Raw genomic sequence first — 19,178 nt, 5'->3', positions numbered from 1 at the left:
CATATCAGCTATTTTCCGCCGTGGAACACCCACCGTTCGGCGGATTTTTGCAATTTCGCAACGCATAAGCCCAAGGTCGCTAGAGAATGTCCAGCTATAACAACGCACCAGAAACGCAGCCGTCTTCGCCCCGGCAGTCCCCGCTAAAACCACATTCTCCCGAGGAGATTTCTGGGAATGGCGAGCAGGAAAATAGGGCACCGTCGAAGCTCTCGGCGATGATTGAGGTTCTCGGATTTCCGGGCTTTATTTTGGCGGGTTCGGCGCTGGCATTCTTCTTCCCCGCCCCGTTTACTCCGCTGACGGACTACATCACATATTTCCTGATGATCATCATGTTCGCGATGGGCCTCACCCTGACCATTCCGGACTTTAAGCAGGTCGCTAAGCGCCCGTTGGCGATTCTTTTCGGCGTTATCGCGCAGTTTGTCATCATGCCGCTGCTAGCGATTGCCGTGGCGAAAGTCCTCGGCCTCAACCCGGCACTAGCCGTCGGTCTGCTCATGCTGGGCTCTGTCCCAGGCGGCACTTCGTCGAATGTCATCGCATACCTATCGCGCGGCGATGTCGCACTGTCTGTCGCTATGACCAGCGTGTCGACGCTAGTTTCGCCAATCATGACGCCATTTCTCATGCTCGTGCTTGCCGACGCGCACACGGAGGTCGACGGCCTCGGGATGGCATGGAGCCTCTGCCAGACAGTCCTCCTGCCTGTGATCGGTGGCCTGATCATTCGCTTTGTGGCCGACTCGTTTATTAATAAAATCCTCCCGATTCTGCCGTGGATTTCCATCCTCGGTATCGGCGGCGTGGTCTTCGGTGCCGTCGCCAAGAATGCGGAGAGCCTGGCGCACATTGGCCTCATTGTGTTTGTGGCTGTGATTATCCACAACGTGCTGGGCTACGTGCTCGGCTTCTTTGCAGGCCACTTGGTGGGGATGCCGACTGCGGGCAAGCGCACGGTGGCCGTGGAGGTCGGCACGCAATCCGCGGGTCTGTCCTCCGGTATGGCTGCGAAGTTCTTTACCCCGGAGGCCGCGCTTCCGGGCGCGGTGGCCGCGGTGGTGCACAACATCACTGGCGCTATCTATGTGGCTATTTGCCGAAAGCTCGATAAAGGCGAGGACGCTAGCGAATCCGCTTCTGCTTAAGCTGTTTTCGCTTTGGCTTCTTTTTCTCCGCTGTTCGACGAGTGGGCTGGTAGAGTCTCGCGCCCGAAGATCCAGCCCACCATTGCGACCAGCGAAATGACACCGCAAACAAAGAAACCGGCCTTGAATCCTGCGGCATCCACGATTGCGCCGACAATCAGCGGGCCGGAGATCGCTCCGAAGTCCTGAGCCATTTGGAAATTGGCGAGCACCTTTCCACCTTGGCGGTTGGCGCCGATGACGTCGGCAAGCACGGCCTGCTGCGATGGATTGATCATGCCAGCGCCGAAGCCGGCGAGGACTGAGAGAATCAGTAGCGGAATGGCGCCGCTGCTAAATCCGATTGCGCCAGTGAATACGCCATTGATAAACAGGCCTGTGATGAGCAGTGGACGACGGCCGATGCGGTCGGACAAACGACCGGAAAACTGCAGCGCCGTAACATTGCCGAGCGCGAAGGCCGTCAGCGCGAAACCAGCCGTTGCGGTAGCTGCTACTGCCCCATCACTGCCAGGCTCGTGGCTACCAAGATGGGAAAACGTCGCTGCCGCGAAGAGCGGAACAATTGCTACGCGCACGCCGAAGTTCGACCAGCCGTTAGCGAAAGCTCCGACTAGTGCGCTTCGATATGCCGAGTCGCGGATTGCCTCGGAGAACTTCAGTACAGGGGTCGTGCGCTTGGGCACTACGTGGCGAAGGTGCTCCGCACTCAGCGAGGTACCGACCACAATCGTTGCCACAATCAGCGCTCCACCATAAATGAAAAACGGCACTCGCATGCCCCATGCACCCATCGCAGCACCAATGATTGGACCAAAGACATTGCCCAGTAGGAAGGCTGTGCCATAGGCGGCCGAGCTCTTCCCTCGGATCTCCGGCGGTGAAATCCGCACAATCAGCCCCATTGCCGAGACCGTGAACATCGTCGAGCCGATGCCGCCGAGTGCACGAAACGCCAGCAGTTGCCAATATGTCTGCGCAACACCGACGAGCAAAGTGGAGAACGCAACGATACTGATTCCGGTCAGGTACGTGCGTCGATATCCGAGCTTCTCTACCAGTGAGCCCGATGCCGGCGCGAAGATTAGCCGAAAAATGGAGAACGAACTGACCACGAAGCTGGCCGCGAACACACCCACATCGAAGCTGCGTGCGTACTGCGGAAGAATCGGAGCAATCAGCCCGAAGCCCAGCGCGATGATGAACGCGGCGCTGACCAGAATCCAAATCTCTCGCGGGATCGGCTGTTTTGTCCGGTCTGATTCACTCGACTGAGGATCCGGAACTTGTGATTTGCTTCCCACCTCCGATGCGATAGCTGGCTGAGATTCGCACTTTGCTTTACGACGAAGCAGGTCGCGCGAACGGGAAGCTGACAAGGTAACGGTCCTTTCTAACTGACGAGCTGCGATATTTCAGAAGCAAATTGCTGCAAATACACATCAATCGAACACTTGATCGACCCTCTAAGGTTAGTGCATGACACCCCCGGATATCCTCACTCTAGATAAATCATCCAAGCTCGACACGATGAACCATTTGCCGCAATAAAAGACGCAATGCTAAGGTGTGGTAACCCCTGCATAGGCAAAGGATACTATAATGAAAAAAATTATCATCTCTGAGGCAGCTAACCAACTAAATGTATCTATCGATACTATTCGACGCTGGGAAAAGAAAGGACTTATCAAGGGCACCAGATCAAAGTCCGGTGCCCGAGAGTTCGATTTAGCTGAGATTAGGCGCCTCAAGAAAAAGATCGACGGCGGAGAATCCGATCATCAATACACGATCCTGAAATCCGAACCATCAAACTTCACTGCGATTGACCTTTTCGCCGGTGGCGGCGGAACAGCACTTGGCCTAGAAAATGCTGGTTTCCAGCACCTCCTAGTCAACGAGAAGGACAAGTGGGCTGTACAAACCCTCAAAAAAAACCGCCCAAATTGGAATGTCGTCCACGAAGACATTCACCAAGTTTCTTTGAACGAATTCAAAGAAAAAGTCGACCTGGTTGAAGGTGGTTTTCCGTGCCAAGCTTTTAGCTACGCTGGTAACAAACTCGGTTTCGCCGATACACGAGGCACTCTTTTTCACGAATTTGCTCGCATTGTTAACGAGGTTCGACCCAAAATTGCAATGGGCGAAAATGTGCGCGGCCTGCTAACTCATGATGGCGGAAAAACATTCAAGACGATGATCGCCATTCTCGATTCGATCGGATATCGAGTTGGCTACAAGCTGATGAGAGCTCAGTATCATGATGTTGCCCAAAAGCGTGAGCGCCTAATTTTGCTCGCCGTCAGAAAGGATTTGGACTATCCAATACTTTTTCCGATCGAGAAAGACTACACCGTCTCACTTCGTGAGGTCATTGGGGATCGACCAAAATCTGAAGGCATGACCTATAACGAGTGGAAATATTCCATTATGGAAAAAGTCCCCGAAGGCGGCTATTGGCGTGACCTGAATGATGAGGATCAGCGGGCTTATATGAAAGCTAGCTACTTTCATGGCGGTGGAAAGACAGGCATGGCGCGCCGACTCTCCTGGTCTGAACCATCGCTGACGCTTACATGCAATCCTGCCCAAAAACAGACCGAACGATGCCATCCGGACGAGACACGCCCCCTCAATGTGCGAGAATACGCACGCATTCAATCTTTCCCCGATAGTTGGGAGTTCGCTGGAAGCATGTCACAGCAGTACAAACAAATCGGAAACGCAGTTCCAACAAATCTTGCTTATCATGTTGGGACTGGGATCCGAGCAATGCTCGAAGGTGAAGTACCAGAAGGGTATGAAATCATCGAACCAGTCGATATCGAGTCACTCGGGATTGAGTCTCTCAATATCGACTTCAGAGAACAGGCTCTATTTTAGAAGCGCGGATTTCTTTGGCAACGCCTTGGCCAAGGCTTGCTCCACAACACTCTCCGTTAAGGCGGTAGTCAGACCAGCACGGTCAGGATCAATCTTTTTCGCAACTTCATCGAATACCGTCGGCAGCAATTTAAACAAATCATCGATTGCATTCGGATCTCCTGTAACGAGATGATAAGCAGATCGACCATCGATGACGCGAACACTTTCATGCGTCTCATTCCCAGTCACTTTCCACAGCTTGTCGTACGCAACTGGTTTTTCGGGAATAATTTGTACGAGGTAACTCACATACTCCCTATATCCCCCCTTAACGGCAACTACATCTTTAAGCTTGTTGAATACTTTTGGTTGGTCACTCCCCTTAATTGTGTTGTACCTCATCTTGACTTCAGCAATAACCTTTCGACCACCAGCCAAAGCAACGGGCGCCTCAGACTCAATGTCAAGTACCCCACCATTTGTTCCTAACCCGCGCCAGCCGGTAGCGGAGCCTAATACATCTTGATGGAAGAGCCCGATACTATTCTGGAGCGTCTTGATCTGTCCCTGCATAGCAAGCATTTCCCGAACAGAATCGATATCTTGATCAAGGAATGTGGCTAATGCAAGCACAAGCGTCGGATCATTTACGGAATTCTTCTTTACTGAAATATTTTTAATGAACTTACTGAATCGCTTCTCGGCAATTGTTAGTAGCTGGTCGTATGAAATCCACGACAGATCCTGGGGTTGCACAGTGTTTGACATATCCGAATCATAGCCCGCTAAATAGTTTTGAACAATGTTTTATAGACTTCCGATTAAACGTCTTAGTCAAGAAAGTTCTATCTTTATAAATAACCCCCCTACCCCGCCACCATGGCGGAATAGGGGGTTAAACGGAGCGTCGTAAAGCGAACGCCCTATCTACGAGACTGCGGTGACCTGATTAGAACAGGCTCGGCAGACCTGCCTGCGAGGAGAGGTTGCTGGCTGCCCGTGTTGCCTGAGCAGTCGAGTCCGACAGCTGCGGGGACGACAGCTCCGGAATGGGAAGCTCCGGGAGAGCTGGGCTCTCCGAGATGATGTCAGCAATCTCCGGTGGGACCTCGACGCCCTCTGGGAGCAGCTCGCCAATCGGACCCAGATCCGGCTCTTCCTGCGGGACGTGCTGCTTGGTGTACTGGACGTCCTCGTCAATCGTGCGGAACTCAGACTGCGGTTCGGTGGAGGTCTCTACCTTGAAGCGCTCGTTGACCTGGCCGTCCGGGATGTCGTACTGCTCTTCAAGAGCAACGTCAATCGGCTGGAAGCGGCTCAGCGGGCCAATACCCATGGAGTTAACGCCAATGGCCTCACGAGTCTCCGGGTTGTAAGCGTTTCCGCCCGAATCGCCGTGGTCAATCGGAGCAATGGCCCAGACACCGTTACGGACACGGAAGACCTGGAAGCCGCAACCGCGGCCCGTTCGGGAACCGTCAGTGCACACGGGCTCACCGAAGTTGTCAACGGAAATCTCCATCGGGTCGAGAGTGCGCTTGTCCTCGATACCGACGATCTGAACCGGCTCGCCGTGGACGTTGCCGAACTCATCAACAGAGTGGGACATAGAGGTGGTCTTGATGTCGTCCTGAACCTCAATGATGCCGTAGTCACCGCTATTGAAGAGGTCGTTGAAGAACTCCGGCATAGTGGTGTTTTCGTCGAAGTCACCCTCTTCCGGCATGACATCGGTGCCCATGTAGTCCTTGTTGACCAGCTTGTCGCCATCCTTGGTTGGGATGAAGAACTGGCCGGTGACCTCTTCGCCGGTTTCAGTATCCTTCGCCACAACACAGTGGCCGGCAGTCATGATGACACGATGCGAAACGCCATTCTGATCCACAACGGTGCCAGGAACTCCCAGAGAGCACATCGGGGACTGAACATGACGTCCATCGATGTTCTTGCTGCTCGGGAACGGCATTCGCAACGGCGAGCCCGGGCCGATGACAACATCCGAGTTTGCCGGTGCAGCCTCAGCTACCGCGATTCCGGGCACAAAGCCACCTGCAGCTACCGACAGTGCAGCCGTAAGTGTGGCGACCTTCTTCGAACTGACCATAGTGTGCGCTACTCCATTTCTGTACAGAAAACTTGTCCCTCTCAGTGTATTAGGGACACCTTTACAAAGCTCTCCAAAAATGGAACCTAGGGTGAAATTCTCAGTCGAGGAACCGTTCAATCGCCTTCACGGCACGCGCATTACGCATCAAAAAGTTTGTTCAACAGCAATGCAAGAGCCAGAACCATCCGCCTTGGATGATTCTGGCTCTCTTAACGGTTCGGGGGTGATTTTTGTCAGATTCTCAGACTGGTGCTAGCCCTCAAAGCTTGGAAGCTGAATTTCTGCCAACTGAGGCAGCTCAAACGGCTGTGACGATTGTGGCAATTGGGGCGATTGTGGCAGCTCAGGCAGTTGCGGCGACTGCGGCAACTGGTCCACAAGATCAGTTAACTGCGGTACAGAACCTTCCTGAGAACCCTGCGAATTCTGCGTCCGGGCGTACTCCTGATCCGCCGCCATATCCTCGTTGAGGGTGCGATAGGTGGAGTCGCGCTGAGCCGTGGAATCCGATACCTCGAAGTGGTCGTTTACTTGACCGTCGGGAATGCCGTAGGCCTCCTGGATGGCAATATCCGCGGGCATCACACGCGAGACCGGACCGAAGGTCATCGAATTCACGCCAATAACTTCATTTGTGGTCGGATCGTAGGCATTTCCGCCCGAGTCACCGTGGTCAACGCCGATACCAACCGTCCAAATGCCGTTTCGAGCCCGGAATACCTGATAGCCACAGGCACGTCCGGTACGCATGCCGTCCTTACAGATAGGTTTGCCAAAATTATCGAAGGAGACCTCGCCACGCGGCAGATCTTCATTGTCTTGAATGCCAGTCATCGCTACAGGCTCCCCGTAGCTCTGACCATTTTCATCGATGGAGTAACTTGCGCCGGTAGTTTCTACGTCTGGATCAAGGTTGATTACTCCATAGTCTGCACCATTAAAGGCCGCCGGCAACGACTCCAGTCCGGCATCTTCCTGCGGCACTTCCCAACGGTGAGCACCTGTCGTACCAATGCGCTTATCGCCTTCGGTGGTTGGCACATACACCTCACCGGTAACGATTGGCAGACCCACATCCGGAGCATCATTCACACAGTGCCCTGCGGTCAACATGACCCGATGCTTTTCCCCATTGCGGTCCGTCACCGCTCCCGGAACACCCGCCGAACACATCGGCGAGTTGACATTTCGGTGCCCATCCCACGGGCTTCCCTCCATGGGAGTTCGAATCGGGTCACCCGGACCAACCACGACAGCATGTGCCGCGACCGGGGCTGCTAAGGACAAAAGTGCTGCGAAAGCCGATACCGCCATTCGACTTCTTGCGTGCTTCATTGAGACGAATCTTTCAAATGTTTAGTTTTTCTTTAGGGCCACCACTCACACTAATCCACCACCCCACCCCAGAAATAGCGTTTTCTCAGACTCTTGGGCTTTTACAAAAGTCGTTATCGAATCGTTTCCACAACCTCACGTGTCCCTGCAATAACACCAGACACCTAGCCAATTGACTACCCCCACTTAGGTTACCCATTGATGCTAAACATATCTCGAACATTAGTTCTATATGTTCGAAAATGTGAGTCCGGGGTGTTCGATAACTTGTGAACCATGAACACAGCAGACGAGTTTCCCATTCATCGCCGCCTAGCTCTTCCCCCACTATCCGCTACCTACCGTGCAGAATGTTTCGAAGACCTCGACCTCATCCGCACAATCCTCTGCCACCCCACCATCGGCCGTAGGCATTCGCCCGGCGCGCTAGATCACACCTTCTCGCTTCCCGACGGGCCTGTGGTCACCGTCCGCGCGTCACGGATAGCGCTTCCTCGCGCACTGGTCTCCCAGCTTGCCGACGTGCACGCGGAATACTTCATCCTGAAGGATGAGCCCATGTTCATGTACTCCGTTTCCGTCAAGGTGGAATCCTCATCGGAGGTAGTCCTCCGCGGAATTGGCGGTTCGAATCGGACGCGGGAAGAAAACCGCCGACGTACTCGGGCTGTGGCTGAGGCACTCCATCGTGCGCAGGACTGCAGCAAGATACACGAAAACGGCACTGACCTCGCACTCCCCGGGCGCCGTTATAGCTGGATTGGCACCAGGGACGCGCGGCCACTGCCGTGTCCTAACGAGCTCTTTTCTTCTCGCCCATCAGCGGCTTAGCACTGGTCACAGTGCTGCCACAGTACGGCTACTCGCTGTCGTCGCCTTCTTCGTCGTCCTCGTCGTCATAGTCGCCATCGCCATAGAGGTCATCATCGTCGTCATCGTCATCATCTTCCCCGTCCAAGGAGGCAACGTGATCAGAGTAGATATACTCCGCGTACCCGTCATCGACGGGTGCCAGCTGATCTTCCCATTCCTCTGCGCGGTCTACCACGAGCGCAAGGACATCCATCAGCTTGTCAAAGTCCTTGAAGGTGCCCAGCGTCAGAACCTCATTGCGCAAGGTCTGGATGTCAGAGTAGAGGTCAGCGAACATCTTGCGACGGTCATCATCGGTGAGAACCGTTTCGGTGTCCGAGTCCCAGAACTCTGCGATGGCCTGGTCGACAATGTCGTCCAAGTTCGCGTCCTGAGAGATGAAGCGGACGTGTGCGCTGGGCTCGTTGTTGTGGGCAGTTACCAAAACCTGGACCAACGAGGAGGTACCAACTTCGGAGGTGACCAAGGTTGCCTCTTCGGGGTCCTGTTCAAACTCCAGGTCAGCAATGCGGTCATCATCACCATCGAGCAGAGTGCGCAGCAGGCCAACAACCTGGTCAGTAGCTACATGGTGGGCGACTGCCGCGACGGCGTCTTCGACGGAGAATACAGCGGAGACCAGAACAGCTTCGAACTCATCGTCCTCATCATCCACATCGGCAGCGGCTACGTAAACTTCGGCAGCCGGGATGTCCTCATCAATGGTGACGAACTGAACCTCCAGGTCAGAGGTAATGGGAACGAAGAGGGTGTCATCGTTGACACGGCTTTCAATGCCCTCGCGGTCCAGTGCCGCAGCAATCTGCTCGAAAAAGCTCATGGGTGGAATCCTCCCTTGAAAGATAATTGGCCTCTACCCGCAGCCAATCGTAGCGACAAACGCGCAATCATGGGGTGGCTCATGCCCCCGGCAATTGCTGCGAAAGATCGCGCCGGCAGCGTGCGTGCTGCTGCAAAGCCGCCAACGCGGTCGGTTGAGGAGCAGGCCGCCAGCTGTCGATTCTCGAAAACAGAGCGCTCAGTAGCGTGCCCAGAGTTGATGGCGTTCCTCACGAGAACGTTTTGGACAGGAGACACACAGATCGGCATCTGGGCTGTGATAAATCATGCAGCAAGTAGCTCTCTCCAGGTGAGTAACTACATCGAAGTCCGGTTCTTCTCCCGCCTCAGCAGCAGCTTCATCCCAGGGGAGCACCTCGCCTCCGCAGGAATCCATGAAACGAGGAAGAGGAACCCGATGTACTCTCTGTATTCCCTCAACGACATGTTTGCCAATAAGCGCTCCACGCCAGGGCTCCATCAGCTCATTACCGGCGGATATTGCGGCGTTAGCTACGGCATCGGCAGCCACGGCCCAAAGAGGGGCAGGCTTGATTTCCCCGACTTCTCCAACAACCTGAGCCAACGGCTCCAAGAAATGAGCCAGTGCTTCGCCGGAATCCTTCAGCTCATCCACATCCTCAGCGGAGATGCTTTCAAACTGTTGAGCTTGGAACCCAACCCAATAGTCATCTCGAAGAAATGTGAGCCAAGAAGACCACTGCCACACTGGAACTCGATCGGACACCAACACGCATGCCAGCGATGGCCCTACCAATGCTCCGCACATGGACCACCACCACAACTGGGCCTGGAAACGGGTATCCACCTCAACCTCGGGCATGGGAAACAGCTTTCTCCCAGCCTCAATTCCGGCGGCTACAGCTTCGGTAGAAAGGTGCCACTCCGCAGCGCCGTCGTGAGGCGTGACATCTGCGGAAAACCGAGGAAAGTCCGCCAAAAGCTGGGAGTACTCGGGAGGCAATGCGGCACCCCGCGTGACATCGTTCACCAGTCTCATCCTTCTATCGACTGTGTTAATCGCCGTACACCTGTCTATTTTTCCACCGACTACGGAATTTCCCCACAGCTCAGTAGTGTTTATATGGGCATATGGCTCTCAACGGACCCGTTTAGGAGGTCTACTACTTTGTTCCAAAAGACGAAGAAGGATTCAACTCGCACAGTAACTGATGCGGTGAACTCAACCCCCGAAGCGATCGAACGTGATGCCGGAAAACTGGGAACCCTTCTTATCCAAACCCTGGATAAGACCATGAGCTGGCAGTCGTCTGCCATCACCGGGTACGTCAGTTCCCTGCACAAGCGCAAAAAAGATGAAACTCCGGCGCAGGTACAAGAACGTATTGATTCCCACTACCTCAACCTGGTCACCGGCACCGGTGGTGCCGCCGGCGGCAGTGCGGTTCTTCCCGGCGTCGGCATGATTACGGGCTTGGCTGCGGTTACCGGTGAATCGCTGCTGTTCCTGGAAGCATCAGCCTGGTACACACTGGCCTCAGCAACCCTGCGCAATATTGACATCACCGATCCGCAACGCCGTCGCACGCTGATTCTTGCGGCCATGAGTGGTTCTGAGGGGACAGCTATTATGGCCTCTCTGCTTGGCGAGGAATCGCTGCGGAAGCAGACCAAAACTTCCGTAAATTCTCTACTGCCACGGCTTGGCGTTCCGCAGCTGGGTGCAGCAAACCGCCTGCTGATTCGCGAGGCACGCAAGCGCTTGATGAAGAACGCTCGCCTGGCCATCATCGGTAAGATTTTGCCATTTGGAATTGGCGCCGTGGTTGGGGCCTCCGCCAACCGCAAGCTCGGTGGCATTCTTATCAGCTCCACTCGCGCATCTCTGGGCCCGCTTCCCCAGGATTGGTCGGGCTTTGAACGAAAGCTACCGGCTAAATCCAACACCTCTGAGGACTCGAAGAAGGACTCAAAGTCATCGAGGTTCTCTATTCCCTCGGCGCTGAAGTGGCCGAAGAAAAAGAAGAATAAGTAGTTCCTCTTACCCCGATTACCCTTCAGCGACTTACCCTTCAGCGACGTTTTTCAATGGAAGAGCGGTACCCACCATGGCCCAGAGCAAACCCCTCAGAACCTCTCCCATGAAGTTCTTGTGGAAACAGTCTCTTCACAGGCCACTACCGCTCTATGGTGTCGTTGTCGCAGCGCTAATCGTTGTCGGGCTGGAGTCCGTACTTCCACTTCTCACTAGAGATGCCATTGATGTGGCAACGGGCACTTCCGATGGCGGTGTCCCCGCACGCCTACTGCCTTCCCTAACTCCCCTGCAGGCAGTCATTTCTGTATTTCTGACCATCGCGTTAGTACGCTTCGTCGCCCAGATGGGGCGCAGATTCTTCTCCGGCAAACTCTCCATTGATGTTCAGCACGACCTGCGACTAAAGATCCTTCGCTCCCTACAAAACCTCGATGGTCCAGCACAAGACCGAGTCAACACCGGCCAGGTTGTGTCACGGTCAATTTCTGACCTCCAGGCAGTGTCCGGACTACTGGCGATGTTGCCGTTGACGCTGGGATCCGTCGTCAAGCTGTTCATCACAATCGGCATCATGCTCGCCCTCTCGCTGCCCCTGACACTGGTCGGCCTCGCCGTGGTGCCAGCGATTGTCTACATTGCAGTGAATTCGCGTGACAAACTCCATGCCGCAACCTGGGCTGCCCAACAGCAAGCAGGCGAGATCGCCGGACAAGTCGAGGAAACCGTTTCCGGCATCCGCGTTGTCAAGGCGTTTGCGCAGGGTGACAACGAAGTTGCGAAGATGGAGCGTAACTCGTCGCTGCTCTACTCCCTCCGCCTGCGAGCGGCAAAACTCAGCGCTCGATTCCAACCGGCGCTACAGTCGTTGCCGCAACTGTCCCTCGTCGGAAATATCGCGGTCGGTGGCTGGCTCGCGATTAACGGACACATCACCCTAGGCACGTTCGTAGCTTTTGCCACGTATCTCACCAGCCTGACTGCCCTGTCGCGTCTGGTCTCCAACATGGTCATCTCGATACATCTGACGTCGGCAAGCATCGACCGCATTTCCGATGTCATCGACGCCCGACCAGACAACCCCGAACCCACCGACACGCTTCCTCTCCCCGACGGCCCCGTTGGCATCAGCTTCAACCACGTCACCCACAGCCGTGGCGGACGCACGCTTATCGACGATGTCTCATTCTCCGTCGCGCCAGGGGCGACCTTAGCGTTGATTGGCCCACCGGGGTCCGGAAAGACTATCGCCACGGAGTTACTCGGCCGTCACTATCTGCCGGATTCGGGAACTATCACTATCGATGCGCCCAGCCACGGCACATTCACAGATACCGCGCGCATTCTCTCCAGCGACGTATATGACGCTATTACTGTCGTTCCGGACACTCCTTATCTATTTGCGGGCACGTTGCGTGAGAACATCGCATTCGCCAATCCCGCGGCGTCCCAGGAAGAGATTATCGCCGCAGCGACCGCCGCCCAGGTCAACTTCGTCGACGACCTGCCTCAGGGGTGGGACACAGCCATCGGCGAGCGCGGGCATAATCTCTCCGGCGGACAAGCTCAACGTGTGGCATTAGCACGGGCATTCCTCGCCCGCCCTCGAGTTTTGGTTCTCGATGACGCGACCTCAGCAATCGATGCTGCAACTGAGTTGGAAATCTTCAACGCGCTGACCTCACAGCTGGCGGATACGACTATCGTCATCGTGGCGCATCGATCTTCCACTCTCGAGCAGGCGGACCACATCGCCATTTTCGAAGACGGTGCCATCACCGGCATTGGAACCAAAGCCGAACTGATTACTTCTCATCCGCGCTTCACCGAGCTGATGGACATCGACCAGAACGCCTACCCCGAAATCGAAAACCTCGTTCTCGACCCCATTGGCAGTGAGGACCCCAGCCCCGAGGAACTCTGGCCCGACGAAACCGCGCCAACCTCCGACAACTCCACGCCAGACACCGCTGCGCGGCTTCCCGGAGGTGCCACTTCTCAAATGAGCCGCGGGGTTGGCCGAGCCGGAGGAGGTCCAGGCGGTCCAGGTGGACCCGGTGGCCCCGGTGGCCGCGGCGGCGGTCGTGGTGGCATGGGGGCGGCTCTCGCCAATGCGCCTGCGACGCCGGAGCTACTCGAGCGCGTGCGAAACCTCCCACCCGCTACCGAAAAACCGCGTGTGCCCGCTGCGGCACTCGACAACTCCGAGCTTTTTTCTCTGCGCCGGTTGCTGTCCTATGTCCGTGGCCTATTTATAAGTGTCATTGCGCTGCTCGCCCTCATTGCCGTCGCCGATCTGGCGTTCCCCATGCTCGTGCGCTACGCCATTGACCACGGCATCAGTGAGCACAATGAGGCCGTGCTGTGGGCCTGCGCCGCAGGTGGCTTGGCGACGGTCCTCATCAGTTGGCTTGCCGTAGCCACAAATGCTGTTATTACTGCGCGCACTGGTGAGCGGCTGCTCTATGCCCTGCGTGTGCGTTGCTACCGTCACCTGCAGTCGCTTGGCATTAACTACTTCGAGGCCAATCGCTCGGGCGCCATCATGACGAGGATGACAACCGACATCGATGCGCTCTCCTCTTTCCTGCAAACGGGACTGGCAGAAGGGGCAATCGCCGCGTTTACTCTGCTCGGTGTCACAGCGCTGTTGCTTGCCACACAGGTGTCACTCGCCGCAGTGGCGTTGGCATCGCTTCCCATCATTGTGGTGGCCACCCTGGTATTCCGCCGAATCTCCTCGCGCCTATACAAGTTTGCACGCGAGCAGCTCTCCTTGGTCAACGCTGATTTTCAGGAGACCATTGGTGGGCTTCGCGAGATTCAGATGTACCACCGCGTCGCCGATATCGAATCTTCCTTTGCCGAGGAATCCGATAAGTACCGCGCAATTCGTCAGCGAGCGCAGCTGGCCGTGGCTCTATTCTTCCCCGGCATCAACTTCGTCTCTGAGTTGGCAACAGCCGCGGTATTGGCTGTCGGTGCCCAACAGGTTGCTTCGGGAACCACGACGCCCGGCGTACTCGTCGCCTTCACGCTGTACCTAGGAATGCTCTTTGGCCCGATTCAGCAGCTGTCCCATGTTTTCGACGGCTACCAGCAGGCGAAGGTCGGCCTCAATCGCATTGATGACCTCCTACAGACCGCCCCCATGCCAGATCACGGCACTACTGACGGCGCGTCCCGCGCAGCTGCTGGCGACCTGCGCTTAGACAAGGTAACTTTCTCCTACTCCGCCGCCGACTCTGAGCACGAACGCCCGCAGGTTCTCGATGCTCTCGATTTGCAGATTCCTGCCGGAGAAACAGTCGCAATTGTCGGATCCACGGGCGCCGGAAAATCAACAATCATTAAGTTGTTTGCTCGGTTCTACGATCCAGTTGACGGTGTGGTGCGAGCCTCCGAAACTGACATCCGCGACTTCCCTCTTAACGATTGGCGACGCACCCTCGGCTATGTCCCCCAAGAATCACACCTGTTTTCGGGGACAGTAGCAACAAATATTTCCTACGGTCTACCGGACAGCAGTCATGCTGAAATTCAGCAGGCCGCGAAAAACGTCGGTGCCCTCAGCACCATTGCCAGCCTGCCCGGTGGCTTCCACCACCCCGTCGGCCCAGATGGCCGAGGGCTCTCCTCCGGACAGCGTCAGCTCATCGCACTCGCTCGTGCCGAAATGATGCGTCCTGAACTGCTGCTTCTCGACGAAGCCACCGCGACACTCGACCCTGCAACAGAGTCGGCAATCCTTGAAGCCACTGACCGTGCGTCGCGTCAACGCTCGGCAATTATTGTGGCCCACCGCCTGGCTACAGCGGCTCGGGCCAACCGGATTTTGGTACTTGACCACGGGCGTATTGTCGAGGACGGCTCCCATGACGAGCTCCTAGCGGCGGGTGGCCAATACGCAGAGCTTTGGAGCAAGTACCATATGGGGAGCGCGACGGTGTAGTAATTCAGAATTTTCGTTATCCTTGAATGACACTTTGACACTTGCGCTAATTAGAATAAACGTGAGTTAGTAAAACTAAGACGAAAAGAGGCGAGTACCTGCCGTGAGCAGCGACATGAGCTTCGGCCAGAACGAATGGCTGGTCGACGAGATGTACCAGCAATTCCAGAAGGATCCACAATCTGTGGGTCAGGAATGGCGCGAATTCTTCGCAACCCACACCCCGTCCCAAAAGGGCGAGGACCTTTCCAATATGGCAAAGCCAGCAGCAGCCACGAAGGAGGAAGCTAAGGCAACCGGACGTCGTGAATCCAAGGGGGTCGAACCAACTAAGACCCCGAACAAGCCGGCGTCCCCGAAGCCAAAGAAGTCCCCAATGGATGCAGCAGCCAAGGTTTCGGCTGTTGAATCCGGCGAGGAGCCTCTGAAGGGCGTCGCACGGGCTATCGCTAAGAACATGGATGTCTCCCTGGAGATGCCGACCGCTACGTCGGTTCGCGATATGCCGGCACGTCTGATGTTTGAAAACCGCACCCTGGTTAACAATCATCTGGCACGCGCCCGCGGTGGCAAGATTTCCTTCACCCACATCATTGGTTACGCCATGGTGAAGGCTGTCATGCTCCACCCGGACATGAACAACAACTACAAGGTGGTTGACGGCAAGCCAGTTCTGGTTACCCCGGAGCACATTAACCTCGGCCTGGCTATTGATATGCCAGCTAAGGACGGCTCTCGCTCGCTCGTAGTTGCCGCTATCCGCGAGTGTGAGACCCTGACCTTCAAGCAGTTCGTCGACGCCTACGAGGACATCGTCGTTCGTGCTCGCCACGGCAAGCTGACCGGTAAGGACTTCCAGGGTGTCACCATTTCCCTGACCAACCCGGGCGGCATCGGTACCCGCCACTCCGTCCCGCGCCTGACCAAGGGCCAGGGCGCGATTATCGGTGTCGGTTCCATGGATTACCCGGCTGAGTTCGCTGGTGCTTCCGCTGACCGTCTGGCAGAGATGGGCATCGGCAAGCTGGTGACCATCACCTCTACTTACGATCACCGCATTATCCAGGGTGCAGAGTCCGGTGAGTTCCTGCGCACGATGAGCAACCTGCTCGTCGACGACAAGTTCTGGGACCACATCTTCCAGACCATGCGCGTCCCCTACACCCCAATCCGTTGGGCACAGGATCTGCCGAACACGGGTATCGACAAGAACACCCGCGTTATGCGTCTGATTGAGGCCTACCGCTCCCGCGGTCACTTGCTGGCTGATATCGACCCGCTGCGTTCTGACCAGCCGAATGATTCCGCTCCGAACCACGCTGACCTCGATATTGAGGAGCACGGTCTGACCCTGTGGGATCTGGACCGTACCTTCAACGTCGGTGGTTTCGGCGGCAAGGAGACGATGACGCTGCGCGAGGTTCTCTCGCGCCTGCAGAACGCATACTGCCTCAAGGTCGGTTCCGAGTACGCTCACATCCTCGACCGCGAAGAGCGCGAGTGGCTGGAAGAGCGCATTGAGGGCGGCCAGCCAAAGCCGTCCCACGCTGAGCAGAAGTACATCCTGCAGAAGCTGAACGCCGCTGAGGCATTCGAGAACTTCCTGCAGACCAAGTACGTCGGCCAGAAGCGCTTCTCCCTTGAGGGCGCAGAGTCGCTGATTCCGCTGATGGACTCCGCCATTGACACCGCTGCTGGCGCTGGCCTGGATGAGGTCGTCATCGGTATGCCACACCGCGGTCGACTGAATGTGCTCGCAAACATCGTCGGCAAGCCACTGCGCCAGATCTTCACCGAGTTCGAAGGCAACATCGACCCGGCACAGGTCGGCGGTTCTGGTGACGTCAAGTACCACCTGGGTACTACTGGCCGTCACATCCAGATGTTCGGCGAGGGCGAGATTGACGTCACCCTGACTGCGAACCCGTCCCACCTCGAGGCCGTCAACCCGGTCGTTGAGGGTCTTGCTCGTGCACGCCAGGACAAGATCAACAAGGGCGAAGAGGGCTACTCCGTCATGCCGCTGCTGCTGCACGGTGACGCATCCTTCGCCGGCCTGGGCATTGTCCAGGAGACCCTGAACCTCATGTCCCTGCGTGGTTACAAGGTCGGCGGTACCGTCCACATCGTGGTGAACAATCAGATTGGCTTCACCACTTCGCCGGACTCCGGTCGTTCCTCCTACTACGCAACCGACATCGCCAAGGCATACGGCTGCCCGGTCTTCCACGTCAACGGTGACGACCCGGAGGCTGTCGTCTGGGTCGGCCAGCTGGCTGTTGAGTACCGTAACCGCTACGGCAAGGACGTCTTCATCGACCTGGTCTGCTACCGCAAGCGCGGCCACAACGAGGCCGATGACCCGTCCATGACTCAGCCGCTGATGTACAAGATCATCGACGAGAAGGAAAGCGTTCGTGCTCAGTACACCGAGGACCTCATCGGTCGCGGTGACATTTCCGAGGAAGAGTACGAAGCAGTACGCCGAGACTTCCATGACCAGATGGAAGCGGTCTTCAACGAGGTTCGCGCAGCTCAGGACGCAAAGCCGGGCGAGCAGACCGGTATCGCCGGTTCTCAGCCGCTGCCGCACGGTCTCAAGACCGGCATCGACAAGGCTGAAATCGTCGAGATTGGTCAGTCTTACGTCAACCTCCCTGAGGGCTTCAAGATTCACCCGCGTGTTGCGCCGGTCGCTAAGAAGCGCGCGGAGATGACTCAGGAAGGTGGCATCGACTGGGGTATGGCCGAGCTGCTGGCAATCGGCTCCTTCACCGGTGCTGGCATCGACGTCCGCTTCGCAGGTGAGGATGTCCGCCGCGGTACCTTTACCTCTCGCCACGCAGTTCTGATTGACTCCGAGGACGGTTCGGAATACAACCCGATCGACGCCTACGGTAAGTCCAAGAACGGTGGTCGCTTCATGATTTACAACTCGGCTCTGACCGAGTACGCAGGCATGGGCTTCGAGTACGGCTACACCCTGGGTAACCCGGACGCAGCAGTGTTCTGGGAAGCACAGTTCGGTGACTTCGCCAACGGCGCTCAGACCACCATTGACCAGTACGTTTCCTCCGGCGAGGCCAAGTGGGGTCAGACCTCCAAGCTGATCCTGCTGCTGCCGCACGGCTACGAGGGCATGGGCCCGGACCACTCTTCGGCACGTATCGAGCGCTTCCTGCAGCTCGCAGCCGAGGGCTCCTACACCGTTGCTCAGCCGTCCGAGCCGGCTAACTACTTCCACCTGCTGCGTCGCCACGTCCTGTCCGACCTGCACCGTCCGCTGGTTGTGTTCTCGCCGAAGTCAATGCTGCGCAACAAGATGGCAGCGTCTGCTGTCGAGGACTTCACCAACCCGAACAAGTTCCGCTCGGTCATCGATGACCCGAACTTCGAGTCCAAGGACAAGTCCGGCATCAAGACCCTGCTGCTCTGCTCCGGCAAGATCTACTGGGAGCTGGAGAAGAAGCGCAAGAAGGACAAGCGCGACGATCTTGCAATCGCTCGCCTGGAGATGCTGCACCCGCTGCCGCACAACCGCCTCCGCGACATCTTCGAGTCCTACCCGGATCTTGAGGAAGTCCGCTGGGTTCAGGATGAGCCGGCTAACCAGGGTCCATGGCCGTTCCTGGCACTGAACCTCCCAGAGGTTCTGCCGGATATGCCGAAGCTGACCCGCGTTTCCCGCCGTGCACAGTCCTCCACCGCAACTGGTGTGGCTAAGGTACACCAGATTGAGGAGAAGGCTCTGCTGGAAGAGGCTCTCAAGTAGGTCTCATTGACTGGTCTTCACCAGTTAGCGTGTGAACGCTAAGGGGCTCCAACCGTTCGGTTGGAGCCCCTTTCCTGTTGCTTGGGCGATCGTTGCCAGGCATCAAGGGCGAATAGTCAAAAAGCGTGTCCGGTCGGCGTGCCACCGGGTCGGCACCATTTACTACTTAGTCCTCAATGCGAGTTACTGACTACGTTTATGACAAAAATTGCCCGAAAACTGGATTGAAAGTGTCATAAACTCGCACAGTTTCACATTTGCAGCCCGCATTCATGGGTTATTCAACA

The 19,178-nt window shown here is 56.5% G+C and carries 12 protein-coding genes; 6 read left to right on the top strand and 6 right to left on the bottom strand.

Features of this window, described 5'->3' with window-relative positions:
* Nucleotides 1-218 precede the first annotated feature (218 nt).
* Nucleotides 219-1,151 carry a bile acid:sodium symporter family protein gene (locus HMPREF2878_RS04180; protein WP_070652900.1) on the top strand — a complete coding sequence of 311 codons (933 nt, stop codon included), beginning with the start codon at nt 219-221 and terminating at the stop codon, nt 1,149-1,151.
* On the opposite strand, the gene HMPREF2878_RS04175 is transcribed toward HMPREF2878_RS04180, so the two are convergent.
* The gene (locus tag HMPREF2878_RS04175; RefSeq protein ID WP_070652899.1) at nt 1,148-2,530 is read right to left on the bottom strand and encodes an MFS transporter; all 1,383 of its coding nucleotides are present in this window, start codon (nt 2,528-2,530) and stop codon (nt 1,148-1,150) included. The genes HMPREF2878_RS04180 and HMPREF2878_RS04175 overlap by 4 nt on opposite strands.
* A gap of 223 nt (nt 2,531-2,753) precedes the next feature.
* Here HMPREF2878_RS04175 and dcm point away from each other — a divergent pair, with 223 nt between their 5' ends.
* Nucleotides 2,754-4,034, top strand: coding sequence for a DNA (cytosine-5-)-methyltransferase (dcm, locus tag HMPREF2878_RS04170; protein WP_083310817.1), 1,281 nt, complete (start codon nt 2,754-2,756; stop codon nt 4,032-4,034).
* On the opposite strand, the gene HMPREF2878_RS04165 is transcribed toward dcm, so the two are convergent.
* From HMPREF2878_RS04165 to HMPREF2878_RS04155, 3 genes are all read right to left on the bottom strand, one after another.
* The gene (locus HMPREF2878_RS04165; protein WP_070652898.1) at nt 4,026-4,784 is read right to left on the bottom strand and encodes an Eco47II family restriction endonuclease; all 759 of its coding nucleotides are present in this window, start codon (nt 4,782-4,784) and stop codon (nt 4,026-4,028) included. The genes dcm and HMPREF2878_RS04165 overlap by 9 nt on opposite strands.
* Before the next feature lie 181 nt (nt 4,785-4,965).
* Nucleotides 4,966-6,120, bottom strand: a complete 1,155-nt coding sequence (locus HMPREF2878_RS04160; protein ID WP_246821912.1) for a trypsin-like serine protease — start codon at nt 6,118-6,120, stop codon at nt 4,966-4,968.
* A 255-nt stretch (nt 6,121-6,375) separates the two neighbouring features.
* Entirely contained in the window at nt 6,376-7,437 is a 1,062-nt protein-coding gene (locus tag HMPREF2878_RS04155; RefSeq protein ID WP_070546812.1) for a chymotrypsin family serine protease, read from the bottom strand.
* Between the two features lie 297 nt (nt 7,438-7,734).
* Between HMPREF2878_RS04155 and HMPREF2878_RS04150 the strand changes: the two genes are divergently transcribed.
* Nucleotides 7,735-8,289, top strand: a complete 555-nt coding sequence (locus tag HMPREF2878_RS04150; protein WP_049190066.1) for a hypothetical protein — start codon at nt 7,735-7,737, stop codon at nt 8,287-8,289.
* 28 nt (nt 8,290-8,317) lie between these two features.
* Here HMPREF2878_RS04150 and HMPREF2878_RS04145 read toward each other — a convergent pair whose 3' ends face one another.
* Together HMPREF2878_RS04145 and HMPREF2878_RS04140 are read right to left on the bottom strand one after the other, a co-directional pair.
* Complete coding sequence (locus HMPREF2878_RS04145) at nt 8,318-9,151, bottom strand: hypothetical protein (RefSeq protein WP_070652896.1); 834 nt, start codon at nt 9,149-9,151, stop codon at nt 8,318-8,320.
* Between the two features lie 198 nt (nt 9,152-9,349).
* Nucleotides 9,350-10,171, bottom strand: a complete 822-nt coding sequence (locus HMPREF2878_RS04140; protein WP_240593320.1) for a (2Fe-2S)-binding protein — start codon at nt 10,169-10,171, stop codon at nt 9,350-9,352.
* Between the two features lie 177 nt (nt 10,172-10,348).
* On the opposite strand from HMPREF2878_RS04140, the gene HMPREF2878_RS04135 reads away from it, so the two are divergent.
* From HMPREF2878_RS04135 to HMPREF2878_RS04125, 3 genes are all read left to right on the top strand, one after another.
* Entirely contained in the window at nt 10,349-11,167 is an 819-nt protein-coding gene (locus HMPREF2878_RS04135) for a hypothetical protein (protein ID WP_240593319.1), read from the top strand.
* 106 nt (nt 11,168-11,273) lie between these two features.
* Nucleotides 11,274-15,119 (top strand): ABC transporter ATP-binding protein, encoded by a 3,846-nt coding sequence (locus tag HMPREF2878_RS04130; RefSeq protein ID WP_168165344.1) that lies wholly within the window; start codon nt 11,274-11,276, stop codon nt 15,117-15,119.
* 103 nt (nt 15,120-15,222) lie between these two features.
* Nucleotides 15,223-18,891 carry a multifunctional oxoglutarate decarboxylase/oxoglutarate dehydrogenase thiamine pyrophosphate-binding subunit/dihydrolipoyllysine-residue succinyltransferase subunit gene (locus tag HMPREF2878_RS04125; RefSeq protein WP_048732838.1) on the top strand — a complete coding sequence of 1,223 codons (3,669 nt, stop codon included), beginning with the start codon at nt 15,223-15,225 and terminating at the stop codon, nt 18,889-18,891.
* Nucleotides 18,892-19,178: the final 287 nt, after the last annotated feature.

Source organism: Corynebacterium sp. HMSC065H09 (assembly GCF_001812845.1).
GTDB lineage: Bacteria > Actinomycetota > Actinomycetes > Mycobacteriales > Mycobacteriaceae > Corynebacterium > Corynebacterium jeikeium_D.
This window is presented reverse-complemented; position numbering and strand designations above follow the sequence as displayed.

Coding starts and splice junctions, on each gene's coding strand:
- HMPREF2878_RS04180 (WP_070652900.1), top strand. CDS start 219: ATGATTGAGGTTCTCGGATTTCCGGGCTTTATTTTGGCGGGTTCGGCG.
- dcm (WP_083310817.1), top strand. CDS start 2,754: ATGAAAAAAATTATCATCTCTGAGGCAGCTAACCAACTAAATGTATCT.
- HMPREF2878_RS04165 (WP_070652898.1), bottom strand. CDS start 4,784: ATGTCAAACACTGTGCAACCCCAGGATCTGTCGTGGATTTCATACGAC.
- HMPREF2878_RS04160 (WP_246821912.1), bottom strand. CDS start 6,120: ATGGTCAGTTCGAAGAAGGTCGCCACACTTACGGCTGCACTGTCGGTA.
- HMPREF2878_RS04155 (WP_070546812.1), bottom strand. CDS start 7,437: ATGGCGGTATCGGCTTTCGCAGCACTTTTGTCCTTAGCAGCCCCGGTC.
- HMPREF2878_RS04150 (WP_049190066.1), top strand. CDS start 7,735: ATGAACACAGCAGACGAGTTTCCCATTCATCGCCGCCTAGCTCTTCCC.
- HMPREF2878_RS04145 (WP_070652896.1), bottom strand. CDS start 9,151: ATGAGCTTTTTCGAGCAGATTGCTGCGGCACTGGACCGCGAGGGCATT.
- HMPREF2878_RS04140 (WP_240593320.1), bottom strand. CDS start 10,171: ATGAGACTGGTGAACGATGTCACGCGGGGTGCCGCATTGCCTCCCGAG.
- HMPREF2878_RS04130 (WP_168165344.1), top strand. CDS start 11,274: ATGAAGTTCTTGTGGAAACAGTCTCTTCACAGGCCACTACCGCTCTAT.